Origin of the sequence: Sphingobium sp. (assembly GCA_023266575.1) — a bacterium.
In the GTDB taxonomy this organism is placed as follows: Bacteria; Pseudomonadota; Alphaproteobacteria; order Sphingomonadales; family Sphingomonadaceae; genus Sphingobium.
In genome coordinates, this window is sequence record JAHFPV010000007.1 from 50,509 (window position 1) to 74,130 (window position 23,622).

Annotated in this window: 21 protein-coding genes; 19 read left to right on the forward strand and 2 right to left on the reverse strand. The window is 63.8% G+C overall.

From position 1 onward, the window contains the following. Positions 1–130: 130 nt before the first annotated feature. Positions 131–1,483, reverse strand: a complete 1,353-nt coding sequence (locus Q0D44_RS08835) for an FAD/NAD(P)-binding protein (protein WP_294135466.1) — start codon at positions 1,481–1,483, stop codon at positions 131–133. 105 nt (positions 1,484–1,588) lie between these two features. On the opposite strand from Q0D44_RS08835, the gene Q0D44_RS08840 reads away from it, so the two are divergent. From Q0D44_RS08840 to Q0D44_RS08855, 4 genes are read left to right on the forward strand one after another with little or no spacing between them, the layout of a single operon-like run. Beyond that, the gene (locus Q0D44_RS08840; RefSeq protein ID WP_294135468.1) at positions 1,589–1,720 is read left to right on the forward strand and encodes a hypothetical protein; all 132 of its coding nucleotides are present in this window, start codon (positions 1,589–1,591) and stop codon (positions 1,718–1,720) included. 1 nt (position 1,721) lies between these two features. After that, on the forward strand, positions 1,722–2,699 hold the full coding sequence (locus tag Q0D44_RS08845) for an ABC transporter substrate-binding protein (protein ID WP_294135470.1): 978 nt from the start codon (positions 1,722–1,724) through the stop codon (positions 2,697–2,699). A 4-nt stretch (positions 2,700–2,703) separates the two neighbouring features. Then, positions 2,704–3,885, forward strand: coding sequence for an acyl-CoA dehydrogenase family protein (locus Q0D44_RS08850; protein ID WP_294135472.1), 1,182 nt, complete (start codon positions 2,704–2,706; stop codon positions 3,883–3,885). Positions 3,886–3,897: 12 nt separating this feature from the next. Further along, positions 3,898–4,842: a D-isomer specific 2-hydroxyacid dehydrogenase family protein gene (locus tag Q0D44_RS08855; RefSeq protein ID WP_294135474.1), complete on the forward strand. Its 945-nt coding sequence runs from the start codon at positions 3,898–3,900 to the stop codon at positions 4,840–4,842. 21 nt (positions 4,843–4,863) lie between these two features. Here Q0D44_RS08855 and Q0D44_RS08860 read toward each other — a convergent pair whose 3' ends face one another. Continuing rightward, entirely contained in the window at positions 4,864–5,700 is an 837-nt protein-coding gene (locus Q0D44_RS08860; protein WP_294135748.1) for a LysR substrate-binding domain-containing protein, read from the reverse strand. 291 nt (positions 5,701–5,991) lie between these two features. Between Q0D44_RS08860 and Q0D44_RS08865 the strand changes: the two genes are divergently transcribed. From Q0D44_RS08865 to Q0D44_RS08935, 15 genes are all read left to right on the forward strand, one after another. Next, positions 5,992–6,810, forward strand: a complete 819-nt coding sequence (locus tag Q0D44_RS08865) for an ABC transporter permease (protein ID WP_294135476.1) — start codon at positions 5,992–5,994, stop codon at positions 6,808–6,810. Between the two features lie 2 nt (positions 6,811–6,812). Then, a complete protein-coding gene (locus Q0D44_RS08870; RefSeq protein WP_294135478.1) occupies positions 6,813–7,610 on the forward strand; it encodes an ABC transporter ATP-binding protein in 798 nt (265 codons plus the stop codon). Then, positions 7,607–8,221 carry a cysteine dioxygenase gene (locus Q0D44_RS08875; RefSeq protein WP_294135479.1) on the forward strand — a complete coding sequence of 205 codons (615 nt, stop codon included), beginning with the start codon at positions 7,607–7,609 and terminating at the stop codon, positions 8,219–8,221. Before Q0D44_RS08870 ends, Q0D44_RS08875 begins: the two co-directional genes overlap by 4 nt. Then, complete coding sequence (locus tag Q0D44_RS08880) at positions 8,218–9,480, forward strand: rhodanese-like domain-containing protein (protein ID WP_294135481.1); 1,263 nt, start codon at positions 8,218–8,220, stop codon at positions 9,478–9,480. The genes Q0D44_RS08875 and Q0D44_RS08880 overlap by 4 nt, the downstream gene beginning before the upstream one ends. Before the next feature lie 16 nt (positions 9,481–9,496). Beyond that, entirely contained in the window at positions 9,497–10,585 is a 1,089-nt protein-coding gene (locus Q0D44_RS08885) for an LLM class flavin-dependent oxidoreductase (protein WP_294135482.1), read from the forward strand. A gap of 1 nt (position 10,586) precedes the next feature. Further along, the gene (locus Q0D44_RS08890) at positions 10,587–11,546 is read left to right on the forward strand and encodes an ABC transporter substrate-binding protein (RefSeq protein WP_294135484.1); all 960 of its coding nucleotides are present in this window, start codon (positions 10,587–10,589) and stop codon (positions 11,544–11,546) included. 132 nt (positions 11,547–11,678) lie between these two features. Further along, complete coding sequence (locus Q0D44_RS08895) at positions 11,679–14,261, forward strand: TonB-dependent receptor (RefSeq protein ID WP_294135486.1); 2,583 nt, start codon at positions 11,679–11,681, stop codon at positions 14,259–14,261. After that, entirely contained in the window at positions 14,236–15,201 is a 966-nt protein-coding gene (locus Q0D44_RS08900; protein WP_294135488.1) for an ABC transporter substrate-binding protein, read from the forward strand. The genes Q0D44_RS08895 and Q0D44_RS08900 overlap by 26 nt, the downstream gene beginning before the upstream one ends. An 83-nt stretch (positions 15,202–15,284) precedes the next feature. Further along, positions 15,285–16,076 (forward strand): class II aldolase/adducin family protein, encoded by a 792-nt coding sequence (locus Q0D44_RS08905; RefSeq protein WP_294135491.1) that lies wholly within the window; start codon positions 15,285–15,287, stop codon positions 16,074–16,076. A gap of 14 nt (positions 16,077–16,090) precedes the next feature. Further along, on the forward strand, positions 16,091–17,440 hold the full coding sequence (locus Q0D44_RS08910; RefSeq protein ID WP_294135493.1) for an LLM class flavin-dependent oxidoreductase: 1,350 nt from the start codon (positions 16,091–16,093) through the stop codon (positions 17,438–17,440). Between the two features lie 104 nt (positions 17,441–17,544). Next, positions 17,545–18,198 carry a peroxiredoxin-like family protein gene (locus Q0D44_RS08915; RefSeq protein WP_294135750.1) on the forward strand — a complete coding sequence of 218 codons (654 nt, stop codon included), beginning with the start codon at positions 17,545–17,547 and terminating at the stop codon, positions 18,196–18,198. Between the two features lie 127 nt (positions 18,199–18,325). Further along, on the forward strand, positions 18,326–20,188 hold the full coding sequence (locus Q0D44_RS08920) for a sugar phosphate isomerase/epimerase and 4-hydroxyphenylpyruvate domain-containing protein (RefSeq protein ID WP_294135494.1): 1,863 nt from the start codon (positions 18,326–18,328) through the stop codon (positions 20,186–20,188). A gap of 28 nt (positions 20,189–20,216) precedes the next feature. After that, complete coding sequence (locus Q0D44_RS08925; RefSeq protein WP_294135496.1) at positions 20,217–20,876, forward strand: TetR family transcriptional regulator; 660 nt, start codon at positions 20,217–20,219, stop codon at positions 20,874–20,876. 108 nt (positions 20,877–20,984) lie between these two features. Next, complete coding sequence (locus Q0D44_RS08930) at positions 20,985–21,992, forward strand: alpha/beta hydrolase (RefSeq protein ID WP_294135498.1); 1,008 nt, start codon at positions 20,985–20,987, stop codon at positions 21,990–21,992. Then, positions 21,992–23,617, forward strand: coding sequence for a carboxylesterase family protein (locus tag Q0D44_RS08935; protein WP_294135500.1), 1,626 nt, complete (start codon positions 21,992–21,994; stop codon positions 23,615–23,617). The genes Q0D44_RS08930 and Q0D44_RS08935 overlap by 1 nt, the downstream gene beginning before the upstream one ends. The last annotated feature ends 5 nt before the right edge of the window (positions 23,618–23,622 follow it).

The window sequence follows — 23,622 nt, forward strand, 5'->3', positions numbered from 1 at the left end:
GCCTTTCAGGAAAACCACGCCCGGTTTTACTGGAGGCGCCCAGCGCCAACCAACGCCAAGTCCTCGACGACATATGATTTGGGCAAATAGAGCGGGATTCGATCCCTGTCGCGCCGACGTTGGCCTGGCGCTAAAGCCCTTCCGCCTCGACCCAATGTGCGCCTGTAATCTGCCGCGCCAGCGTCCACACTTGCCGCCGAATGTCTGGCACCGCCACAATCTCCCAATGCGCGCCGCGTGTCATCGGGCCGACGACGAACAGGCGGGCCTGCGCCGATCCGTCATCGGCAATGGCATGGCACTGCTGGTCCACGTCGATGCCGATAGCCAGCGGATCGGGACGGATCGCACCGCGCGCATGGAGATTTTGCAGTAGGGGGTCGCCCGTGCGGCGCAGGTCGCCCAGTGGCCCGGTGCAATTGACCACCCGCGCAGCATCGATCCGCTCGATCGCGTCCTGCCCGCGTCCGCGCACGGCCATGCTGATGCCCGATTCCACCGCGATCGCATCAACAACCTTGGCTGCGCGGACGTGCAATCGCCCTTCCGCCTGCATCGCCGCCAGCCGTGCAGCGACCGGCGGCGCGATGCGATGGCGATGGACATCCCAATAGGGCCGCAAATGACGCAGGAAACGGGCTTGTTCGGCGGGGCTGGCGGCGCGCCACATGTCGGGGGTGAAGGGGCGCAGCTCATCGACCGCATTGCGCCAGCCAATCTCCGCTGCGCGCATACGGACCATTTGGACCAGCGCGGATGCCGGTCCTCGTGGTCGTTCGCGACGCGGTGCATAGGGCGGGGCGGGCGCATGGCAATGTGGCAACAGCCCGCGCCGCGACAGGGCGATGATCCGCCCCGCAAAACCGGCAGTGTTCAGGCTCAGCGCGCAATCCACCGCGGTCAGCCCGCTGCCCAGTAGCAGGACCGTATCAGCCTCGCCCAGCCCCTTCGCGATATCGGCGGCCCAGGGATTATTGACATAGGCGGGGCTGGCTATTCCAGCCAAAGCGGGCAGGTCATGGGGCGGCAGATTGCCGGGCGCGATAATCACAACATCGGTCGCGATCGTCGCTCCCGATCGCAACGCCACCTGCGCGCCGGCCGGATCAAGCACCAGATCGATCGCCTCATCCTCCAGCACGGTCAGCCGGTCTCCTGCCAGTCCCCGCACCGAATCCAGCATCGCGCACAGATAGGCACCATAATCGCGCCGCGTCGCAAAGCTGCCTTCCTGCCCCAGCCCCGCCTGCGTCAGCCATGCGGTGAAATGGCCCGGCTGGTCGGGCAGTGCGCTCATATTAGCGGCGCGCACGTTCAATATATGGTCCGCCTGCGCTGCCCCATAGGCGAGGCCCCGTCCCAGCCGGTCGGGCCGGCGCTCCACCATCGTCACCCGCAACGACCCGTGGCGCAGCAGGTTGATCGCCAGCAACGTGCCGCTGAAGCCTCCTCCAATGATGGTGGCGTGGTCGACCTTCAACATGAATCAAGCATTTCTAATCATTGGCAGAGCATTGCTTGTGGGACTTATCTCTACTGTTGCAATAGATAAATCGTTCATCTGCACGAGAGAAGGACGATTATGACCTTGTTGCATTCCCTGAAGCGCGGCTGGCTACGCCTGCGTGAGCTGGCAAGGCGCGAATTTCTGCGTGATCCCGATGTGATCCTGTTTGAACGGGCCGTCGACCCGGCACCAAAGGGCGCGGGCGCACGCTAGCATGTGGTCCAGGCGTGGATTTCTGGGTGCCACCGCTGGGAGCGCCCTGCTGTTGACCGGATGCGGTCGAAGCGAAAGCGGCCGCCCCCGGTTGCGCGTGTCCATCACCGGCAAGGGGGAGGGGGACACGCGGCTGCTGTTCAAGGCGGCGGGGATCAAGCCTGAGGGATTCGATCTCCAATATAGCGAATTTCAGTCCGGCCATCTGGTGGTGGAGGCGCTGAATGGCGGTTCGCTCGACTATGGTGGCATGAGCGAAATCCCGCCCATCTTCGCCGCCGCTTCCACCATCCAGAGCTTCCGCCAGATCGCGGTCGCCCATGGCGACGTCAATAATCAGGTGGTGCTGGTGCCCAAAGGGTCCAAGGCGCGCTCCATCGCCGATCTCAAGGGCAAGCGCGTAGGTTATGTCCGGGCGACCACGACCCAATATTTCCTGATTCGTATGCTCGAACAAGCGGGGCTGAGCTGGGATGACATTACGCCCGTTGCCATGGGCGTGTCCGACGGTGCCGCCGCCTTTTCACAAGGGGCGCTCGATGCATGGGCGATTTACGGCTTCCCGATCCAGCGCGCCGTCGCGACGGAAGGGGCGCGGGTGCTGCGCACTGCTTATGGCATATTGTCGGGCAATTATCTGGTCGCCGCCCATGTCGATGCGCTGGCCGATCCTGACAAGGCAAAGCTGATCGGCGACTATCTGGGCCTCGTCCAGAAAGCCTTTGGCTGGGCGGTCGCGCATCAGGAAGAATGGGCCGGGATTATCGCGCAAGATATCGGCGTGCCGCGCGCCTATGTTGTCGATCAGTTCCAGCGCAAGAGCGCCTCGTTCGAGCTGCGCCCCGTCACCGACGCCGCCATCGCCTCGCAACAGCAGGTTGCTGACCTGTTCTTCAAACAGGGCTTGCTGCCCAAGCCGGTGGACGTCCGCCCGCTATGGGACACCCGCTTCAACTCCGTCATTCCAAAGAGAGGCTGAAACGATGGCCAGCCAGCCGATACTCCTCGACACACCTCCGTCCGCAGCGCCGGTGTCTGCTGACCTGCTCGATCGCGTGACCCGGCAACTTGCCGCCACCGCCGAAGCCTATGACCGCAGCGGCGAATTTCCCCGCGCCAATTTCGATCTTCTGGCGCGCGAAGGGCTGATCGGCCTTACCGTATCGCGCGATCTGGGCGGTCGGGGCGCATCCTTGTCCGAGGCGATCCGGGTCTTGGGAGCCGTCGCCAAGGGCGAACCATCGACCGCCCTGATCCTGTTCATGACCTATCATTATCATGCCTCTCCAGCGCGGGCGCAGGGCTGGCCAAAGGACATTTACGAGCGGCTGGCGCGCGATGCGGTGGCGGGCAGGGGGCTGATCGGCGGGCTGCGGGTGGAACCGGAACTGGGGACGCCCGTGCGCGGCGGCCTGCCCGCCACGGTCGCGCGGCGCACCGCTGACGGCTGGGCGATCAGCGGCACGAAAATCTACTCCACCGGATCGACCGGTCTCGACTGGCTTTCGGTCTGGGCCAGGACTGATGAGCAAAATCCGCGCGTCGGCAATTTCCTGGTAAAAGCGGACAGCCCAGACATAGAGATTGAGCCGGTCTGGGACCATCTGGGGATGCGCGCCACGGTCAGTCATGCGGTCCATTTCACCGATACGCCCACGCCGCTAGACCATGCGGTCGACATTCGCCGGCCTGAACAATGGGCGAGCGCGGCCGCCGATCCGGGGCTGGCGATCTGGAATGCGCTGGCCATCTCCACCATCTATGATGGCGTGGCACGCGCCGCGCGCGATTGGCTGCGCGCCTATCTCAATGATCGGGTGCCAACCAATTTGGGCGCATCGCTGGCCACCCTGCCGCGCGTGCAGGAGAAATTCGGCGAGATCGAAACCCTGTTGCAGGTCAATCGCACGCTGGTCCGCGACGCGGCTGCGCGCCACGATGCCGGTGATCCGCCCGGTGCGGCGGAGGTGAACACTATCAAATATGTCGCCACCGCCAACGCCATCCGGGCCGTCGAAATAGGCCTGGAGCTGACCGGCAACCCCGGCATCAGCCGCAAAAATCCGCTCGAACGCCATTATCGCGACGTGCTGTGCAGCCGCATCCATTCGCCCCAGACCGACACGATCCTGATCGCAGCGGGCCGCGCGGCGCTTGGGAATTGAAGGGACGCTGAAATGTCGCTGATCATCGCCAGCCAGATGGAAGCCGATTTCAACCGCAGCCTTGGCCTGCATCCGTCCGCCCCGACATTGATCGACGTGGCCGAGGATGAACCCTGGACCGCCGCCAGTGAGGCCGACATATTGCTCGTCCGCCCCTCGCTCGCCTGGAGGCAGCCGCTTCATGCGCGCCCCAATATCTGGCCGGGTCGCCTGAAATGGGTCTATAGCGCGTCGGCGGGCGTGGATTTCTATCCCGACTGGCTGCTCGACGCGCCACTCGTCACCTGCGGGCGCGGCGTCGCGTCGGAAGAGATTGCCGACTATGTCATCGCCGCCATCTATGCCCATGCCAAGAATCTGGAGGCGGTGACGGCCCGATCGCGCGCGCAATGGGTCCATGCGCCGCTTGGCCGTGTATCGGGCACGACCATCGGCATTGTCGGCCTTGGCGCGATTGGGGTTGCGGTCGCCCGGCGCGGGCTGGCGCTGGGCGCGCAAGTCATCGGCGTCCGTCGATCCGGCACCCAGTCGGGCCTCAATGGGGTCGAGCTTGTCCGTGATATCGAAACCTTGGTCGGGCGCGCCGACCATATCGTCATCGCCGTGCCTGCGACCCCGGAAACCCGCCACCTGTTCGATGAGGCGCTCCTGGCCAAGGTGAAACCCGGCGCGCACATCATCAACGTTGCCCGCGGCTCCGTGATTGATCAAACCGCTCTGGTCGATGCGCTCGACAACGGGCCGTTGGGCTTTGCCACGCTCGACGTGACCGAACCGGAGCCGCTGCCCGAAGGCCATCTCCTCTACACCCACAGCCAAGTGCGCCTCACCCCGCATATCTCCAGCAACCACACGCTGGTTCGCCACCGGTTGCTGGAGAAGGTGCAGGATGATCTGACCCGTTTCGTGCGCGGGGAAAAACCCAGCGACATTGTCGATCCGTCGCGGGGCTATTGAAGGGTTTGGGATATCGACGGTTCAGAGCGCCTGAACCGTCTCCCGCGCCAGTTCCGCCAGACGGCTCGCAGCCTTGTCCAGCCTGTCCCCCGCCCGCAGGATCGCAGCCACGCGGGGCAGCGATGGCAGGCTATCATGATCGAGAACCGCATCGTCCCCCAGGAACAGATGCGTGCGGCAGGTAATGCCAAGCCCCGCGCCGACGGCGGCCTTCAACGTCGCCAGATTCGGCGTCTCCACCGTGATTCGCCATTGCAGTCCAGCATCCTCCAGCGCGCGGATCGCTGCCTCGCGGAAGCGGCACGGCTCTTCCAGCACGGCGAGCGGGATGACCTCACGCTCCGCTAGCGCGGTTTCGCCATACCAGCTCATCGGCGCGACGGTCACCGCATGGGGATCGTTAGGCGCGGCAAAGCCCAGCAATATGTCCAGCTCGCGCCGGTCGAGCAAAGTCTGCAACTCCGCCGTCCCGGCAACACGGGCGTAGATTTGCGCGTCGGGATGCAGTTCGGCAAAGCGTGAAAGCAGGCCGGTCAGCAGCGTGTCGGCAAAATCCTGCACCATGCCGATACGCGCCGGACCGGCAAAGCGACCCGCGCTGACCGCCGCGACCGCCTCGTCATGCAGGCTCAGCACTCGCCGCCCATAATCGAGCAGCACATCGCCCGCGCTCGTCAGCGTCAATCGCCGCCCTTCGCGCAGGAACAGGCTCTGCTGAACCAGCTCCTCCAGCCGCTTGATCTGCAGGCTGAGCGCCGATTGCGTCACGAACACCTGTTCCGACGCATTCAGCATCGAGCCGGTGTCGACGATAGCGACGAAGCTGCGCAGCAAATTGGTCGGCAAATTGACCGGCACGATACACCTCATGAACATATTGGAAGCGCCCGTCCCGCAGTCGGCACCGGCATCCGCCCTTATCGACGATGCTCATATATCAATCAAAATAGTAGAGATTTATCGATCCCATGAAATTCTTGGTCTCTGCCGGACAATGCCCGCGAAACAGCCATATTCCACGTCAGGCGGGCCGAAAAATGCGGCCAATGCCCAGCTATCAAATATCCCAATAGGTGGGTCATGAAAAACTTAATTGAATTGGTAGAGAAATGGTGGTGGGCTTCTCATCATGATCAAAAGGGCGAGAATATGACGGTTTTGACAATAGCCAGCGGGGCATTGCCAGCCCCGAGCGAGCGCAGCTTTTCGCTGTCGCGCTTTGGCGGGCGCTGGCTCTCCCCCCTGCTGCTGCTGCTGCTGTGGGAACTGGGGTCGCGCACCGGCCTGATTCCCGAACGCACGCTGGCGGCACCCTCGGCTGTCATTGGCACCTTGCTGGAGATGGTCATATCGGGCGAACTCCCTTCCAACCTGCTCGTCTCCTTTGCCCGCGTCGCTGCCGGTCTGCTCATCGGCGTCAGCCTCGGCGTGGGCCTCGGCCTGATCGCTGGCCTATCGCGTGCCGGTGAACTGGCGGTCGATCCGCTTATGCAGATCAAGCGCACCATTCCCGCACTCGCGCTCACGCCGCTGTTCATCGTCTGGTTCGGTATCGGTGAAACCCCCAAGGTCGCGTTGATCGCCTTTGGCACTATCTTTCCTGTCTATCTCAACCTCTATAGCGGCATACGCGGCGTCGATCTGCGCCTTCTCGACGCTGCCAAGAGCTTCGGCCTCAGCCGCTGGGAACAGGTCTGGCACGTCATCCTGCCCTCGGCGCTCCCTTCGCTGCTGGTCGGGCTGCGCTACGCCCTGTCAGTGTCCATCCTCGTCCTGGTCGTTGCCGAACAGATCAATGCCTCGGCGGGGCTTGGCTATCTCATCAACAATGCTCGCGATTTCATGCGGACCGACATCATCGTCGTCTGCCTCATGGTCTATGCCATTCTCGGCCTTGGTGCCGACTGGCTGGTCCGCACGATCGAAGCCCGCGCCCTCATCTGGCGCCCCAGCATAGTGGAGCAATAAGCATGAACGCTGCCCAGGGATTTTCCACAGTGCAAAACGCCGCTTTCGTACCCGATCTTCCCCATCCCGAACCTGTCGTGCGGCTGCGCAATTTCGTCCGCCGCTTTGGTCCGAACACCATCATCGACGGACTGAACCTGGAGATTGCGCCGGGCGAGTTCATCGCTCTGCTCGGCCGTTCCGGTTCCGGCAAGACCACGCTGCTGCGCACCCTTGCCGGGTTGGACGAAGTGCGCGGGCAGGATGTCGAAGTGCCGGGTAGCCGCGCCGTCGTCTTTCAGGACGCCCGCCTGCTCCCCTGGAAACCGGTGTGGAAGAATGTCGCGCTGGGCCTGAAGGGCGACAATGCCCGCGATAGGGCCGAAGCGGCGCTCAAGGAAGTCGGCCTTGGCCACCGTCTCGACGCCTGGCCGCTCACCCTGTCCGGCGGCGAAGCCCAGCGCGTGGCGCTCGCCCGCGCGCTCGTGCGTGAACCCAAATTGCTGCTGCTCGACGAACCCTTCGCCGCGCTCGATGCGCTGACCCGCTACCGTATGCACGATCTCGTCCTTTCGCTCTGGCGCAAGCATCGGCCCGCCGTGCTGCTCGTAACTCATGATGTCGAGGAAGCGATTGCGCTGGCCGACCGGGTGCTGGTCCTCGACAAGGGTCGCATCGTTGCGCAGGAACGCATCACCGCGCCCCGCGGCGAACGCGCCAGCTTCGCCCAGCGCCTGCGCGAAAAACTCCTCTCCCATCTGGGCGGCGACGATCATGGCGATGGTGTCGTCCCGTTCCCGATCGCCGAGGCAGCGGAATGAACGCGGTCACGGTGATCGACCGGCCCGTCAAGCTGGACCGGCTGCGTGGCTTTGTCACCGCCTTTGCCGATCTGCTGTCCGCCACCCGCGACGAAGGCGCCATCCTGCAAAGCGGCGCTGCGCTGCTCACTCGCCTGATCGCCAGGGATGACTGGTTACCGGATGCGTTCGCCCGCCCGAGCCCCGATCGCTACCAGCAATATCTGCTCCACTGCGACAGCCGCGAGAGGTTCAGCGTCGTCAGCTTCGTCTGGGGGCCGGGCCAGTCCACCCCGATCCACGACCATAAAGTCTGGGGTCTGGTCGGTGTGCTGCGCGGCGTGGAAAAGGTCGAGCGCTTCCGTCGCCTGCCGACCGGAGGCCTGATCAACGAGGGTGAGGACTATCTGGGCGAGGGGCAGGTCGATGCGGTCTCTCCCCGCATTGGCGACATTCACCGCGTCACCAATGGCCGCACCGACGCGCCCTCCGTCTCCATCCATGTCTATGGCGCCAATATCGGCGCGGTCGAGCGTGCGACCTACGCCCTCGACGGCACGGCCAAGACCTTCATTTCGGGTTACGCCAACAGCGTGATCCCCAATCTCTGGGACAGATCGAAAAGCACATGACTACCGACACACTGGACCGCATCCTGACCTCCACTCCGCAGGATATCCGCCGCGCGCTGCTGGTCGGCAGCGAACTCGCGCTGATCGACGTGCGTGAGGAACATGATTTCGCGCAGGGCCATCCCCTGTTCGCCGCCCAGATCCCGCTCCGCCGCATCGATGAGGAAGCCCGCTGGCGCATCCCCCGTCTGGCGACGCCGATCGTCGTCTATGACAATGGAGAAGGTCTGGCGCGCAAGGCCGCCGTCCGCCTCGAAGCATTGGGCTATACTGATGTGCGCGAACTGGACGGTGGCCTGTCGGGCTGGCGCGAGGCTGGCTATGAACTGTTCGAGGACGTCAACAGCTACTCCAAGGCCTTTGGCGAACTGGTCGAACATCGCCGCCACACCCCCAGCCTGCCCGCCGAAGAGGTGCAGGCGCTGATCCGGGAGAAGGCCGACATCGCCATCCTCGATGCCCGCCGCTACGACGAATATAACACCATGAGCATCCCCACCGGCACCAGCGTGCCGGGCGCGGAACTGGTGCTGCGCGCGCGGAGCATCGCGCCCGATCCCGACACCACGATCATCGTCAACTGCGCCGGCCGCACCCGCTCGATCATCGGCACCCAGTCGCTGGTCAATGCAGGCCTGCCCAACAAAATCTATGCGTTGCGTAACGGCACGATCGGCTGGACGCTGGCAGGGCAGGAACTCGAAACCGGTCAAACCCGCGTTGCGCCGGACATCGACCATCAGTCTGCCGAGGAAGCCCGCGCCCATGCCCGCGACGTCGCCTATCGCGCCGGGGTGAAACGGATCGGCTGGGAAGAACTGGAACAGCTCAAGGCCGATACTGGCCGCACCCTCTACCTCTATGACGTGCGCCAGCCCCGCGAGTTTGAAAGCGGTCATCTCCCCGGCTTCCGCAACGCGCAGGGCGGCCAGCTGGTGCAGGAAACCGACCATAACGCTCCGGTACGCGGCGCGCGCATCGTCGTCACTGACGATATTGGCCCGCGCGCCGACATGACCGCCTCCTGGCTCGCCCAGTTGGGCTGGGACGTGTCGATCCTCGATGTCGACTGGTCGGCGGTCACGCTGGAAACCGGCCCGGACGGCGCGCCCACGCCCCGCACGCGGGAGGGGCGCTACAAACGCCCCTATGAAGGCACCGACAACCAGGCCGAAAAAATGCAGGCCTATCTCGACTGGGAATATGGCCTCGTCGCCCAGCTTGAGCGCGACGGCACCCACGGCTTTTTCGTCATCTGATCGTCAGGAAACACCCATGAGCGTCAAATTCATCGGCTATATCGGCTTCAACAACGGCTCTGAAATACAGGCGGCAGTGCGCAGCCGCGTGCTGGACAAGGACTATGTGGAAGCCGCCGCTCAAGCGCAGGAGGAGGGCGGCTTCGATCGCGTCCTCATCCCCTTCGGCTCCAACAGCCCGGAAAGCCAGATCGTCGCGGCCCATGCGGCGGCTATCACGACCAAACTCGGCTTTCTGGTCGCCCATCGCCCCGGTTTCACCCAGCCGACCGTCGCCGCGCGCCAGCTGGCGACGCTGGACCAGCTTTCGGGCGGGCGCGTCGCGGTCCACATCATCACCGGCGGCGCGGACGAGGAAATGGCGCGCGATGGGGACACGAAAAGCGTCAAGGCCGAACGCTATGCCCGCACCGACGAATATCTGACGATCCTGCGCCAGGAATGGACCGCCGCGCAGCCCTTCGACCATCAGGGCCGCTTCTATGACGTCAAGCAGGCGTTCAGCGCGATCAAGCCCGACAATCTGCCAGTGTTTTTCGGCGGATCGTCCGATGAAGCGATCGACGTGGCAGGCCGCCATGCCGACGTCTATGCGCTCTGGGGCGAAACGCTCGAAGCGGTGAGCGACACGGTGCGACAGGTCCGCCGATCGGCTGCGCGATATGGCCGCAACCCCGGCTTCTCGCTGTCGCTGCGACCAGTGATCGCCGATACCGAGGAAGCGGCATGGAAGCGTGCTGCCGAGATTGAGGAGCAGGTCCGCGAGAACCGGGTTGCGGCGGGCCTGCCGCTCACCGGCCATCGTCCGCCCAATGCCGGATCGCTGCGCCTGCTGGAGACCGCCAGCGGCAACCGACGCGACACGCGGCTGTGGACCGGCGTTGCGGCGCTTATCGGCGCGGCGGGCAACAGCACCGGCCTAGTCGGCACACCCGAACAGGTCGCAGACGCGATGCTCGATTATTATGACATCGGCATCGACCATTTCCTGATCCGCGGCTTCGATCCGCTCGGCGATTCGATCCTCTATGGCCGCGAACTGCTGCCGGTCGTGCGCGCCAAGGTTGCGCAGCGTGACAGCGCCCGCCTTGCGCTTGCGGGCTGACATGCGCAAAAAGACCGCCGTCCTCCTGTCGGCGACCCTCGTCGCGGCGGCGGGCATCGGCCTTGCCGCCGCGACCTTTCGCAGCGGGCATGAGTCGGTCCTGCGCGTCGCCAATCAAAAGGGCCAGGTAAAGGCGATGATGATCGCGTCGGGCGTGCTGGATGGCGCGCCTTACACGGTCGAATGGTCGGAATTTCCCGCGGCACAGCCATTGCTCGAAGCGGTCGGCGGCGGCGCGGCGGATCTGGGCCTTGCCGCCGACGCTCCCTTCATTTTCGCCTATCAGAGCCGCAGCCCGGTCAAGGCGATCGCGGTGCAGGCACCCGCCAATCAGGCGGCGCAAGCGCTGGCGATACTGGTCAAGACCGCCTCGCCGATCCGCACGCCGCGCGATCTGGTCGGGAAATCCATTGCGACCACGCGCGGGTCGATCGGTCATCATTTGCTGCTTCAGGCGCTGGAGCGGGCCAATATCCCGGCGGACAAGGTGCGCGTCACCCTGCTGCCGCCCGGCGATGCCAAGGCCGCGTTCGACAGCGGCGCGATCGATGCCTGGGCGACCTGGACCCCCTATACCAATGTCGCGATCAAGGAAGGCGCGCGCGTCGTGGTCGATGCCAAAGATTATGGCCTGCCGCTCTATATCGACATCGCCCACGCCGACTCGATCGCCCCCAAACGCGCATTGCTGGCGGACTTTCTGAAGCGGGAGGCGCAGGCGGTCGCCTGGGCGCGCGCGCACCCCGATCAGTTCGCGCAGGTGCTGGCGAAGGAAACCGGCCTGCCGCTCGACATCGCCCGCGCCAGCTTCGACCGCAGCAACCGTGTGTCGCGGCCGATCGACGCCGGCATCATCGCCCATGAACAGGCGATCACCCAAAGGTTCCAGAAAGCGGGCCTTACCGACGGCAAACGCGACGTCGCCCAGGCATTTGACACCAGCTTTGCCGATAATCACTGAAACAATAAGTTTTACGTGAAAAAGACAATCTAAAATTTAATTTTAATCATAGCTTCGGCAGCGAAGTCATTATTCAATTCTCATGGTAGAAAATAGACGGTCCCCGGAAATCTATTGGGGAACATAAAAGCAATGAAGAATATCGTGTCCTATTACGCATCGACAGCCGCTGCCGCTTTATTGCTGGCAGGCGGTCCTGCACATGCGCAGGCCGATGCGTCACCGCAGCCCGCTGCTGCCGAAGCGGCGGACGCAGGCACCATCATCGTCACCGGCGTGCGCGGCGCGCCGCGCACCGTGGCCGAAAGCCCGGCCCCGATCGACGTCATCAGCGCGGACAAGCTCCAGGCGACCGGATCGGCCGAATTTGGCGAAGCCCTGTCCAAGCTGCTGCCCTCGCTCAACTTCGGCGCGACCCATGCGGGCGTGTTCTCGATCGGCCGTCCCGTCACCAATCGCGGCCTGGCCCCTGCCTACACGCTGGTGCTGGTCAACGGTAAACGCCGCCACAATGGCGCGTTCCTCAGCAACAGTACTGCCGACACGTCCGGCTCCAACCCGGTCGATATCGACCTGATCCCCACCAGCGCGATCGACCGGATCGAAGTGCTGAAGGACAGCGCCGCCGCCCAATATGGAACCGACGCCATTGCCGGGGTCATCAATATCCAGCTGGCCGAAAAGCCGGGGCTGAGCGGCGATTTCACCTATGGCACCCTCTATGACGCCAATGGCGAGCCGGACAGTTGGAAGGGGACGATCCGCTACGGCACCCGCATCGGTGATGGCGGTTTCCTGACGATCAGCGGCGACATTCGCAAGCGCGGCGGTGCCTGGTGGAACCTGCCCGCCACCGACACCAATCTCTATGGCCTGCCCGCCGGTCGCACGATCGATCAGGTCGTGGCGACCAGCGGCCTGACTCGCGATCAGGTGCTGGCCAATGTCGCTGACGCCAACGCGCGCAATGCCCAGTGGAACCGTGACGGCGCACATAATGGCGATCCGCAGATCAAGGCGTTCAACCTTTCCTACAATGCCCAGCTGCCGGTGACCGACAACGCCACCCTTTACAGCTTTGGCACCTATGGCGAACGCGACGCCCAGATCGGCAACAACTTCCGCCGCCCCAACAGCACGGCCAATTTTACCGCCCAATTCCCCGACGGCTATTATCCGCTCAACAATATCGACGAAAATGACTTTCAGTTCGTCGGCGGTCTGCGCGGGGAATTGGCGGGTTGGAACTATGACGTTTCGTCCTCCTTCGGTCGCAATTACAGCCATCAATATTCCAAATTGTCGGTCCGTCCCTCGCTGGGGCCAACGGGACCGACCGAATGGCCCAACCTTGCCAATTTCGAATTTCGCCAATGGACCCACAATGTCGATCTGACTCGTGAGTTCGACATAGGCCTCGCCCGCCCGGTCCAGATCTCGGTCGGCGGCGAATATCGCCTCGACCGCTTCCGGACCTTCGCGGGCGATCCGCTGGCCTATGAACCGGCCATCTACACCTTCAAGCCCGGCGATCAGCAATATGACTGGAATGTCGGCCGCATCGCTTCCCCGGTGGTGCAGGGCGCGATCGTCCTGTCTCCCGCTGATGAAGCGGACATCAGCCGCAAGGTTTACGCCGGCTATGTCGATGTCGGTGTCTATCCGCTCGACGCCTGGTATATCGGCGCAGCGGTGCGGGCCGAACATTATAGCGACGGATCGGGCAGCCCGGTCGGCCTCAAACTCAACAGCCGCTATGAATTCAGCCCGGCGCTGGCCATTCGCGGCACCGTGGGCACCGGCTTCCGCGCGCCTTCGCTGACCCAGATCGGCTATGCCCAGACCGACGGGCGCACATCCTCCTTCTTCAATGCCGAAACAGGCCAGACCGAATTGCGCCCCACTGTCGCCAAGCTGGTGACGGCGGACTCGGCCGTCGGCCAGTTGTTGGGGGCAAAACCGCTCAAGGCGGAAAAGACCTGGAATGCGGGTCTTGGCGTCGTGTTCACGCCCACCCCGTCGCTGTCGATTACGCTCGATGGCTATTATATCAAGATCAAGGACCGGATCGAACGCACCGGTCGCCTGTTCGGCACGGGCATTTCCGCCATCCTCGCCGCCAATGGACTGTCCGACATCGAACAGGCGGAATATTTCATCAATGCCGCCGATACCACGACCAAGGGCTTCGATATCGTCGCGGACTATTCCACCACGCTTGGCGATTTCGGCAGACTGGGTGCAACGCTGGCGTTCAACTATTCGCGGACCAAGGTGAACGACGTCGTCGCCACCCCGACGCAGCTGTTCGCGGCCAACGGCACATCGCTGCTGGGCGCAGGGTCGGTGTTCTTCGGCGGCGACAAGATCGGCGAACTCGAAGTGCTGCAACCCCATACCAAGCTGGTCAGCACCCTGAACTGGTCGAAGGGGATTTTCGGCCTCAGCCTCACCAACACCCGCTACGGAAAATATACCCAGCGCACCGCCGCAGGCGACAATCGCCACTTCGGCGCAAAGATCATCACCGACGCCAGCATCAGCGCCAAAGTGACCAGCTTTGCCACCCTGTCGGTCGGCGCGACCAACCTCTTCGACGTCCGCCCCGAAACCAACGGACCGGGCAATCCCCAGACAGGGCAGGGCTATTATGGCCCGTCCCCCTTCAACCCCGCAGGCGGATATTATTATGGACGGCTCGCACTTGCTTTCTGACCGGCGCAGCTTCCTGGCCGGTGCCGCGGCCCTCAGTCTCGCTGCCTGCAGCGGGACCGGGCAGGGCGGGCGCACCAAATTGGTGCTGGGCGATCAGGTTCATCTCCTTCAGTCGAAGGCGGAGGCGGCGGGCGTCCTCGACAATCTGGCCTATGACATTGAATGGGCCAATTTCGTCGGCGCCGCGCCATTGCTGGAAGCGCTCAATGCAGGCGCGGTCGATACCGCGCCTGCGGGCGACCTGCCGGTGGTGCTGGCCGCCGCCGCCAAGGCCCCGCTCAAGATTATCGCGGGCACGCAATTTTCGACCCGCAACATCGGTATCATCGCTGCCAAAGCCTCTTCGCTGCACAGGATCGCTGATCTGGCCGGTCGGCGCGTCATCGTGTCGAGTGCGCGCGGCAGCATCTCGCACTATCTGCTGCTCGAAGCGCTCAAGGAAGCGAAGGTTGACCGGCGCAAGGTCGATATCGGCTTCATGCTGCCCAACGATGCCGCTGCGGCCTTTGCCGCCGGCCGCATCGACGCCTGGGCGACCTTTGGCACCTATCAGATCGCCGCCGAACTCGCCGGTGCCCGGCTCTTGCGCGATGGAGAGGGCATCAACAGCCCTTACGCCCTGATTGCCGCGTCGCAGGAAGCGCTAGACGATCCGGCCCGGCGCAGCGCCTTGCGCGACCTCCTGGCCCGATTGCAGAAATCGGCTGAATGGTCAGCGGCCCATCCGGCGGATTATGCCGCGATTTTTCAGCAGCAGACCAAAGTGGACCCGCAGGTCGCCCGGCTGATGGTGGAGCGCCAGAACAGCGTGCTTGTCGCGCCCGATGCTGCCGTCATCCACCCCCTCCAGCGCGTGGTCGATCGTTTCTACGCCGATGGCGAACTGCCCGCCCATGTCGATGTTGCGTCGATCGTCGATGCCGGGATCTTCCCTGCATGAGCATCAGCGCCCTTCACTTCAGCCATTCTCATTGGGCCGCGCCGCGCGGCCTCCCTATTATCGTCGGCAAAGGAGTCTGAGCCATGGCCACTATCCTCAAGGATGATCGCTTCCGTGACACCCATATCAGCGAGGCCGAATGGAAGGTCCGCGTCGATCTCGCCGCCTTCTATCGCCTCTCGGCCCTCTATGGCTGGGATGATTTCATCTACACCCATATCTCCGCCCGCGTACCGGGACCGGAGCATCATTTCCTGATCAACCCCTTCGGCCTGATGTTCGACGAAATTACCGCGTCCAGCCTGGTCAAGGTCGATCTTGACGGCAATGTCATCGGCAAGAGCGACTATGGCATCAACTATGCCGGCTATGTGATCCACTCGGCGATCCACGGCGCACGCGACGACGCCCATTACATCGCCCATTTCCACAGCGCCGACGGCATGGCCGTCTCCGCCCATGCCGAAGGGCTGCTGCCGCTCAACCAGCGCGCGCTCGCCCTGATCCCGCGCCTGTCCTATCATGATTATGAAGGGGTCGCGCTCAATCTGGACGAGCGCGAACGGCTGGTCGCCGATCTTGGCGATACCAAGGTCATGCTGCTGCGCAATCACGGCACACTGGCGTTGGGCGCTTCGCCGGGTGAGGCGTTCAGCGGCATCTATCATCTGGAAGAAGCCTGCAAGGCGCAGGTGCGCACGCTCAGCATCGGCCGCGACAATATCCTGATCGCCCCGCAGGAAGCGCAGGAGGAAGTCCGCCGCCAGATGGCGCGCGAACGCGCGCCGGTCGAAGGTGCCAAATCCCATTATGATCTGGTCTGGGAAGCTGCCCTGCGCAAGGCGCAGCGGCTGGCGCCCGGCTTCGACGTCTGACCCGGAGCGCGATCATGAGCAAACGCCAGCTCAAGCTCGGCCTCGTCCCCACCGGCGTTGGCGGTCCCGGCGACAGCAATCGCTGGCTCGACACCGACATTCCGCTCGACGCCAGCGTCAATATCGACTGGTATATCCATGTCGTGCGTCAGGCGGAGGCTGCGAAATTCGATCTGGTGTTCATCGTCGACAGCCAGTTCATCACCGCCAATTCCCCGCCCCATTATCTCAACCGACTGGAGCCGCTGACCCTGTTGTCGGCGCTGGCGGTCGCCACGAAGAAGATCGGCCTCGTCGGCACGCTGACCACTTCCTATAATGACCCGTTCAATCTCGCCCGCCGTTTCGCCTCGCTCGACCTGATCAGCAAGGGGCGGGCTGGCTGGAATGTCGTCACCAGCGGGGACGCAGGCACAGCGGGCAATTTCAGCCAGCCCGAACATTTCGACTATGACACACGCTACCGCCGCGCGGTCGAATTTCTCGACGTGGCGCGGGGCCTGTGGTCGTCATGGGAGGAGGGCGCACTGGTCCGTGACCGCGCGACCGGCCAGTTTCTCGACGCTGATAAACTGCACCGTCTGGATCATGCAGGCGAGTTTTTTCAGGTCGTCGGCCCGCTCAACATCCAGCGTTCGCCGCAGGGGGAGCCGGTCATCTTTCAGGCTGGCGACAGCGATCAGGGCCGCGATCTGGGCGCGACCGTCGCCGACGCCATCTTCACCCACGCGGCGACGATCGAACAGGGGCAGGCCTTCTACGCCGACCTCAAGGGTCGCGCCGTCCGCCAGGGCCGCGATCCCGACCAGATCGTCATCCTGCCCGGCTTCTCGGTCTATGTCGGCGACACCGACGAACAGGCGAAGGACATAGAGCGCCATTATCGCACGCTCGACCAGAGTTTCGATCAGGCGCTCGCCGAATTTGGCCGTCCGTTCGGCTGGCATGATTTCCGCCAATATGATCCCGACGCGCCATTCCCGGTCACAGCGCTCGAACATGCCAAGAGCAGCTTCTATACGCACGCCAAACGGGTCACCGACCTCGCCGTTGCCGAAGGCCTGACCCTGCGCCAGACGGTCGAGCGAGCGCGGGCCGGGCGCGGCAGTCCCTTCGTCGGATCAGCCGAAACGGTGGCGAATGAAATCCAGCGCTGGTTTGAAGGCCGCGCGCTCGACGGCCTCAACGTCCATCTAGGCCACCCCAGTCAGTTCGACCGCTTCGTCGGCGAAGTCGTCCCGATCCTGCAAGAGAGGGGCCTGTCCCGCCGGGACTATGAGGCGGACACGCTCCGCGGCCATCTTGGCCTGCCTATCCCTGCCGGTCGCGGCAGGACAGCCGCTGATCGGCGCGATGCCGCCTGAACGCAGACATCTATGACAATTCGTCAGTCTCCTTCCCGCAACTCTCATTGGCGCGCTCACCCCTCTATCGCCAATATTATGGCTGTTGCGGGAAGGAGACTATGATGGCGACGATCCTCAAGGACACACTCAAGGCGCAATTTGAAGCCTTGCAGGCAGAGCGTGAGCGCAGCTGGACGCCCGCGCAACTGGAGGGCAATGCCCGCCAGCGGCGCTTGTTGCGCGAACGGTTCGATCCTGCTGCCGTGGCGCAGGTCGGCGACATCCTGCCACCGCAGGATTTCGCCCAGGCCAATGGCGATCAGCTCAGCCTCGACACGCTGACCGCCAATGGCCCGGCGCTGCTGATCTTCTTCCGCTTCGCCGGTTGCCCGGCCTGCAATATCGCGCTGCCTCATTATGCCGATACGCTCTACCCCACGCTGCGTGACCGGGGCATTCCTCTCGTCGCGCTCAGCCCACAGCAGGCCGATCGCCTGGACGAGATCCGTAAGCGCCACGATTTGCCCTTTCCGGTCGCGACCGATGACGACAACAGCCTCGCACGGGAACTGGGCATCGCCTTCCGGCCCGACGATCGCCCGTCTCCCCCGCCTGCCGGCTGGATCGGCGAAGTCACTGGCACGGGCAGCTGGGAACTGCCGCAACCCGCTGTCCTGCTGGTGGGACCGGGGCGGGTGGTTCGCTGGCTTGCAGTCAGCCCGGACTGGCTGGACCGGCCCGAAGCGGACGAGATATTGCGCCAGATCGGCACATAAGGCGGCGTGATCCTGACTGCGGCGATCCGATCGATGGATCGTCGCAACAATAGCATCATGATTCCCCCTTCTCTCTCATTGTACTAAATGGTACATGATCCGCGAGGATGCAGAGAAGGGCCATCATATGAGGACGTCCATCGCGACCGTTTCCGTCAGCGGGACGCTCGATACCAAGTTGCAGGCGATTGCCGCCGCCGGGTTCGACGGTGTCGAGATTTTCGAGAATGACCTGATCGGCTATGCCGGATCGCCGCGCGAGGTCGGCGCGATGATCCGCGATCATGGCCTAGTCTGCACCTTGTTTCAGCCATTTCGCGATTTTGAAGGGATGCCCGGCGATTTGCGCGCCAAGACCTTCGACCGCGCCGAACGCAAATTCGACATCATGCAGGAACTGGGCACCGATCTGGTGCTAGTCTGCTCGAACGTCTCACCCCAAGCGCTGGGCGATCGCCAACGGATCATCGACGATTTTTCAGAACTCGGTGCCCGCGCAGGCAGTCGCGGTTTACGGGTCGGCTATGAGGCACTCGCCTGGGGCCGCCATATATTCGATCATCGCGATGCGTGGGAGATTGTCCGTTCCGTCGATCATCCCGCGATCGGCCTGATCCTCGACAGCTTCCACTCGCTCGCACGCCGCGTGCCGATCGACAGCATTGCTGCGATTGATCCGGCCAAGCTGTTCATCGTCCAGGTCGCCGACGCGCCCGCGCTGGACATGGACTATCTCTACTGGAGCCGCCATTTCCGCAACATGCCGGGGCAGGGCGATTTGCCCATTGCGGACTATGTGCGCGCATTGCTCGACATTGGCTATGATGGCCCCTTGTCGCTGGAAATCTTCAACGACCGCTTCCGCGCCGGCTCATCCTCCGGGGTCGCGCTCGACGGCTATCGCTCGCTCCGCATGGTGGAGGATGAGGCGCGCCGCCTCTCCGCCCGGCCCGCCGCCATCGCCGCGCGCGTCAAGATCGATGGGGTGGAATTTATCGAGTTCGCCGCCAGCGAAAGCGAGGCACCGGTCCTGGCCGACATGCTGTCAGCGATGGGCTTCACCCTGGTCGGACGCCATGTCCGCAAGGCCGTTAAGCGATGGCGGCAGGGGGCGATCAACCTGGTCATCAATTGCGAAACCGAAGGCTTCGCCCACAGCCATGACATCGTCCATGGCGCATCGGTCTGCGCGCTGGGCCTTCGGGTGACAGACGTCGCCTCCGCTCTCGATCGGGCGCGCGCGCTGCGGATTGCCCGCTTTGAACAGGCGGTGGCGTCCGACGAAATGCAGATTCCGTCGGTGCGCGGCGTGGGTGGCAGCCTGATCTATTTCATCGAAACCGGCACGCAGGACGCGGTCTGGGCACAGGAATTTGTGCCTGTGACCGACGCGGCGCCGGCCGATGCCGGTCTGGACCGGATCGACCATATCGCGCAGGCAATGGGGTATGAGGAGTTCTTGTCCTGGCTGCTCTATTATTTCGCGCTGTTCGACGTGACCAAGACGCCGCAACTGGAAATCGCCGATCCGCTGGGCATCGTCCATAGCCAGGCGGTGGAGTCCCCGGATCGCGGCTTTCGCATCACCCTCAACGGATCGGCAGCGGCACAGACACTCTCCTCCCGCTTCCTGCACCATTATATGGGGGCAGGGGTGCAGCATATCGCCTTTGCCTGCGCCGACATATTCGCCACCCGCGACGCGATGGTGGCGCGCGGGCTGGAACTGCTCGACATCCCGGCCAACTATTATGATGATCTGGCCGCGCGCTTCAGTCTGGACCCCGCACTCGTCGCGCGCATGGCCGCGTCGGGCATTCTCTACGACCGGGTAGGCGATCAGGAATATTTCCAATTCTACAGCCGCGCCTTTGCCAAGCGTTTCTTCTTCGAATTTGTCGAACGGCGTGGTTATGATGGCTATGGCGCGGGTAATGCGACAATAAGGCTGGCGGCCCAGTCGCGTTTCAGGGACGATATGCCGGGTTGATGACGGTTTGACGAGAAGGACAGGCGGAGTGGGTAAGGCGGCCCTGACGGCAGTCGAAGGTGGGGCGAGCGCGCGCACGGCGGAGGCCGAGGAGACGCGGCGCAACATATTGGACGTCGCCACCGTCGAATTTGCCGACAAGGGACTGAGCGGCGCGCGGATCGACGAAATCGCCGAACGCACCAATTCGTCAAAGCGGATGATCTATTATTATTTCGGTGGCAAAGAGGGGCTGTATCGCGCGGTCCTGGAGCGGGCCTATACCGCCGTGCGCGAAGTCGATGCCGCCGTCCGGCGCGATCATCTGCCCCCGGATGCAGCCTTGCGCGATCTCATCACCACGACCTTTGACTATCATATCCAGCATCCCGAATTTGTCCGGCTGGTCATGAACGAGAATATTCTGCGCGGCGCGCATGTCGGGGAGATACCGGGCATCCGCGAACGCAACCGCAAGGTGATCGATAATCTGCGTGAGATATTGGCCCAGGGGGTCGCTACCCGCCATTTTCGCGAGGGCATAGACCCGGTCGAACTGCACATGACCATCAGCGCGCTATGCTTCTATAATGTGTCGAACCGCTACACCTTTGCCTTCGGCTTCGACCGGGACATGACATCCCCCAAGGCGCTGGGCCGTCGCCGCATGTCGGTGATAGACATTATCGAAAGCTGGTGCCGGGCCTGATCGGCGCACTGCCCGTTAGAAGGTTGCTGGCCCTTGCGCAGCAACCCATCTTTGGATAACAATGTACGAAATAGTTAGCACATAAAACTAGCGGGTGAGGAGAAGCGGATGCGCAAGCCGACTTTCAACGCAGTAGCAGCCGCTCTGCTCAGCACGGTCGCATGTCCGGCCCACGCCCAGCCGCCATCCACCCCCGCACCGCCGACAGCGCCCGAACCTGCGCTGAGCGATCCCATGCCCGAACGGCGCGTGGCCTTTCCGGGCGGCGTCACCGCCAGCACCGACATCGTCTTTTCCACCATTCCCGGCTATCGCCCGATCACGCTCGACCTCTATCGCGCGGCTAGCGCCAGCGGGCCACGACCGCTCGTCATCTACATCCATGGCGGCGGCTGGATGAATGGCCATACCCGCCAGTCCGGCGCATTCAGTGACTTCCCGGCCGTCCTCGCGGACCTTGCCGCGCGCGGCTATGTCGTCGCCTCGCTCGAATATCGCCTGTCGCGCGAAGCCCCGTTCCCCGCCGCGATCGACGATGTCCGCACCGCCATCCGCTTTCTGAAAGCCAATGCGGCCAGCTATGGCATTGATGCTGGCCGCGTCGGCGTTTGGGGCGGTTCGGCGGGCGGACAATTGGCGGCGCTGGCCGCGCTGGACTGTGGCGCGGCTCCCGGCGGCGCGGACAAGGCCAATGCCACCCAGTCCGATTGCGTCCAGGCCGGGGTCGGCTGGTATGGCGTCTATGACTTCGCCATCATGCCCAAGTCCAACATCCCGCAGGCCGAAAATGCCTATCTCGATTGTGAGAAGGCGAGTTGCCCGGCGGATCGTGTCGCGGCCGCCAGTCCAGCCGCCCATGTCGACCGGAAAGACCCGCCCATGCTGCTGATCCACGGCACGGAGGATCGTGTCGTACCGGTATCGCAGTCGCAGGAATTGGCCGCCAAGCTCAAGGCTGCGCAGGTGCCCGTCACGCTCGATATCATCGCCGGGGTCGGCCATAGCTGGATCGGCGCCAACGAAGCCGCGACCCGCGCGGCATCGCTCCGTGCGCTCGACCTGACATTCCGCTTTTTCGACGCCCGGCTCAAGGCCCGGCTTAAGGATAGCCGCTGATGCGTCGCTTGTGGACAGCCGTGGTGCTGTCTCTGGCCCTGCTGATCAGCGACCAGAGCGTGCTTGCCCAGGTGGTGGAGCGGCCTGCTGGGTCACCGGTCCAGACCGATGCCGGGCTGGTTGGCGGCATCACCCTGCCATCGGGGGTGCGGGCGTGGCTTGGCGTGCCATTCGCCGCCCCGCCTGTCCGCGACCTGCGCTGGCGCGATCCCCGTCCGCATGACAGCTGGACCGGTGTCTGGAACGCCGATCGCTTTGCGCCCGAATGTATCCAGCCCTTGCGTGGCCGTTCGATCAACCATTATTTCGGGGAAGAGGCGACCAGTGAGGACTGCCTCTACCTCAACATCTGGGCGCCGCCCGAACCCGCTCCCGCGGGCAAGCCCTATCCCGTCATCACCTGGATCTATGGCGGCGCGTTCAACGTCGGTTCGGCGTCGATGGCCAATTATTCCGGCGCGCCGCTTGCGGCCAAGGGTGTGGTCTATGTTGCGATCGCCTATCGGGTCGGCCCGCTCGGCTTTCTCGCCCATCCCGATCTGACGGTCGAGGGCGCAGGTCATTCGGGCAATTATGGCCTGAAGGACCAAATCGCCGGACTGCGCTGGATTCAGCGCAATATTGCCGGTTTCGGCGGCGATCCCGGCAAGGTGACGGTGGTCGGCCAGTCGGCTGGCTCCATGTCCATCTCCCTATTGCAATCAAGCCCGGCGGCGCGCGGCCTGTTCCATCGCGTGGTCGGCATGAGCGGATCGAGCTTTGGTGACCTGATGGCGCCGGTCCCGCTGGCGCAGGCGGAACAGGAAGGACGCGCGCTGGAACAGGCGCTCGGTGCGTCATCGATCGAGGCGATGCGCGACATCCCGGCAGACCGCCTCATCAGCGTAGCGGCAACCGTGCCGCGTCGCCCGATCGTGCTGGACGGGCAGATATTGCAATCCCTGCCAGCCGCCAGCTTTGCAGCTGGCCAGCAGAATGACGTGCCCGCGATGATCGGCTTCACCCGCGACGAAAGTTTCCGCGCGCTGGGACTAGTCAATAGCATCGCCGATTACACCGCCGCCGTGCGTAAAGCCTTCCCCGAAACCGCCGCGCAAATCCTGACCCACTATCCTGCCAAAACCGATGAAGCGGCCCGCCGCGCGCTCCGCGACCTGCAACGCGACGCCAGCGTCGGCGCGCAAATGGCTGATTGGGCAAAGGCACAGGCGACCTATGGGAAGGCACCGGTCTATCCCTTCTTCTTCACACGGGTGCATCCCTATCGGCCCGGCGTCACCTTTGCCGATCATGACCCGGCGACGGTCGGGGCCTATCATACCGGTGACGTGCCCTATTGGCTTGGGACGCTCGACAGTCTCAACCGCTTTCGCGTCACCCGCGACTGGACGGCGCAGGATCACGCCCTGTCGGACGCGATGATGGCGGCATTGTTATCCTTCGCGCGCACTGGCCAGCCCGGCTCTGGCTGGCCGATATTTCAGGCCAAGCGCCCGCAAATGCGCCTGCTGGGCGATCCGGGGGGAAAGATCGACTGGCCCCATTATGCCGCCTTGCCACTGCTCAAGGCAGCAGCAGCGCCCCCGCCAGCAGCGCCGCTGGACCGGCCGCGCGTTCGCGATTGAGGGAG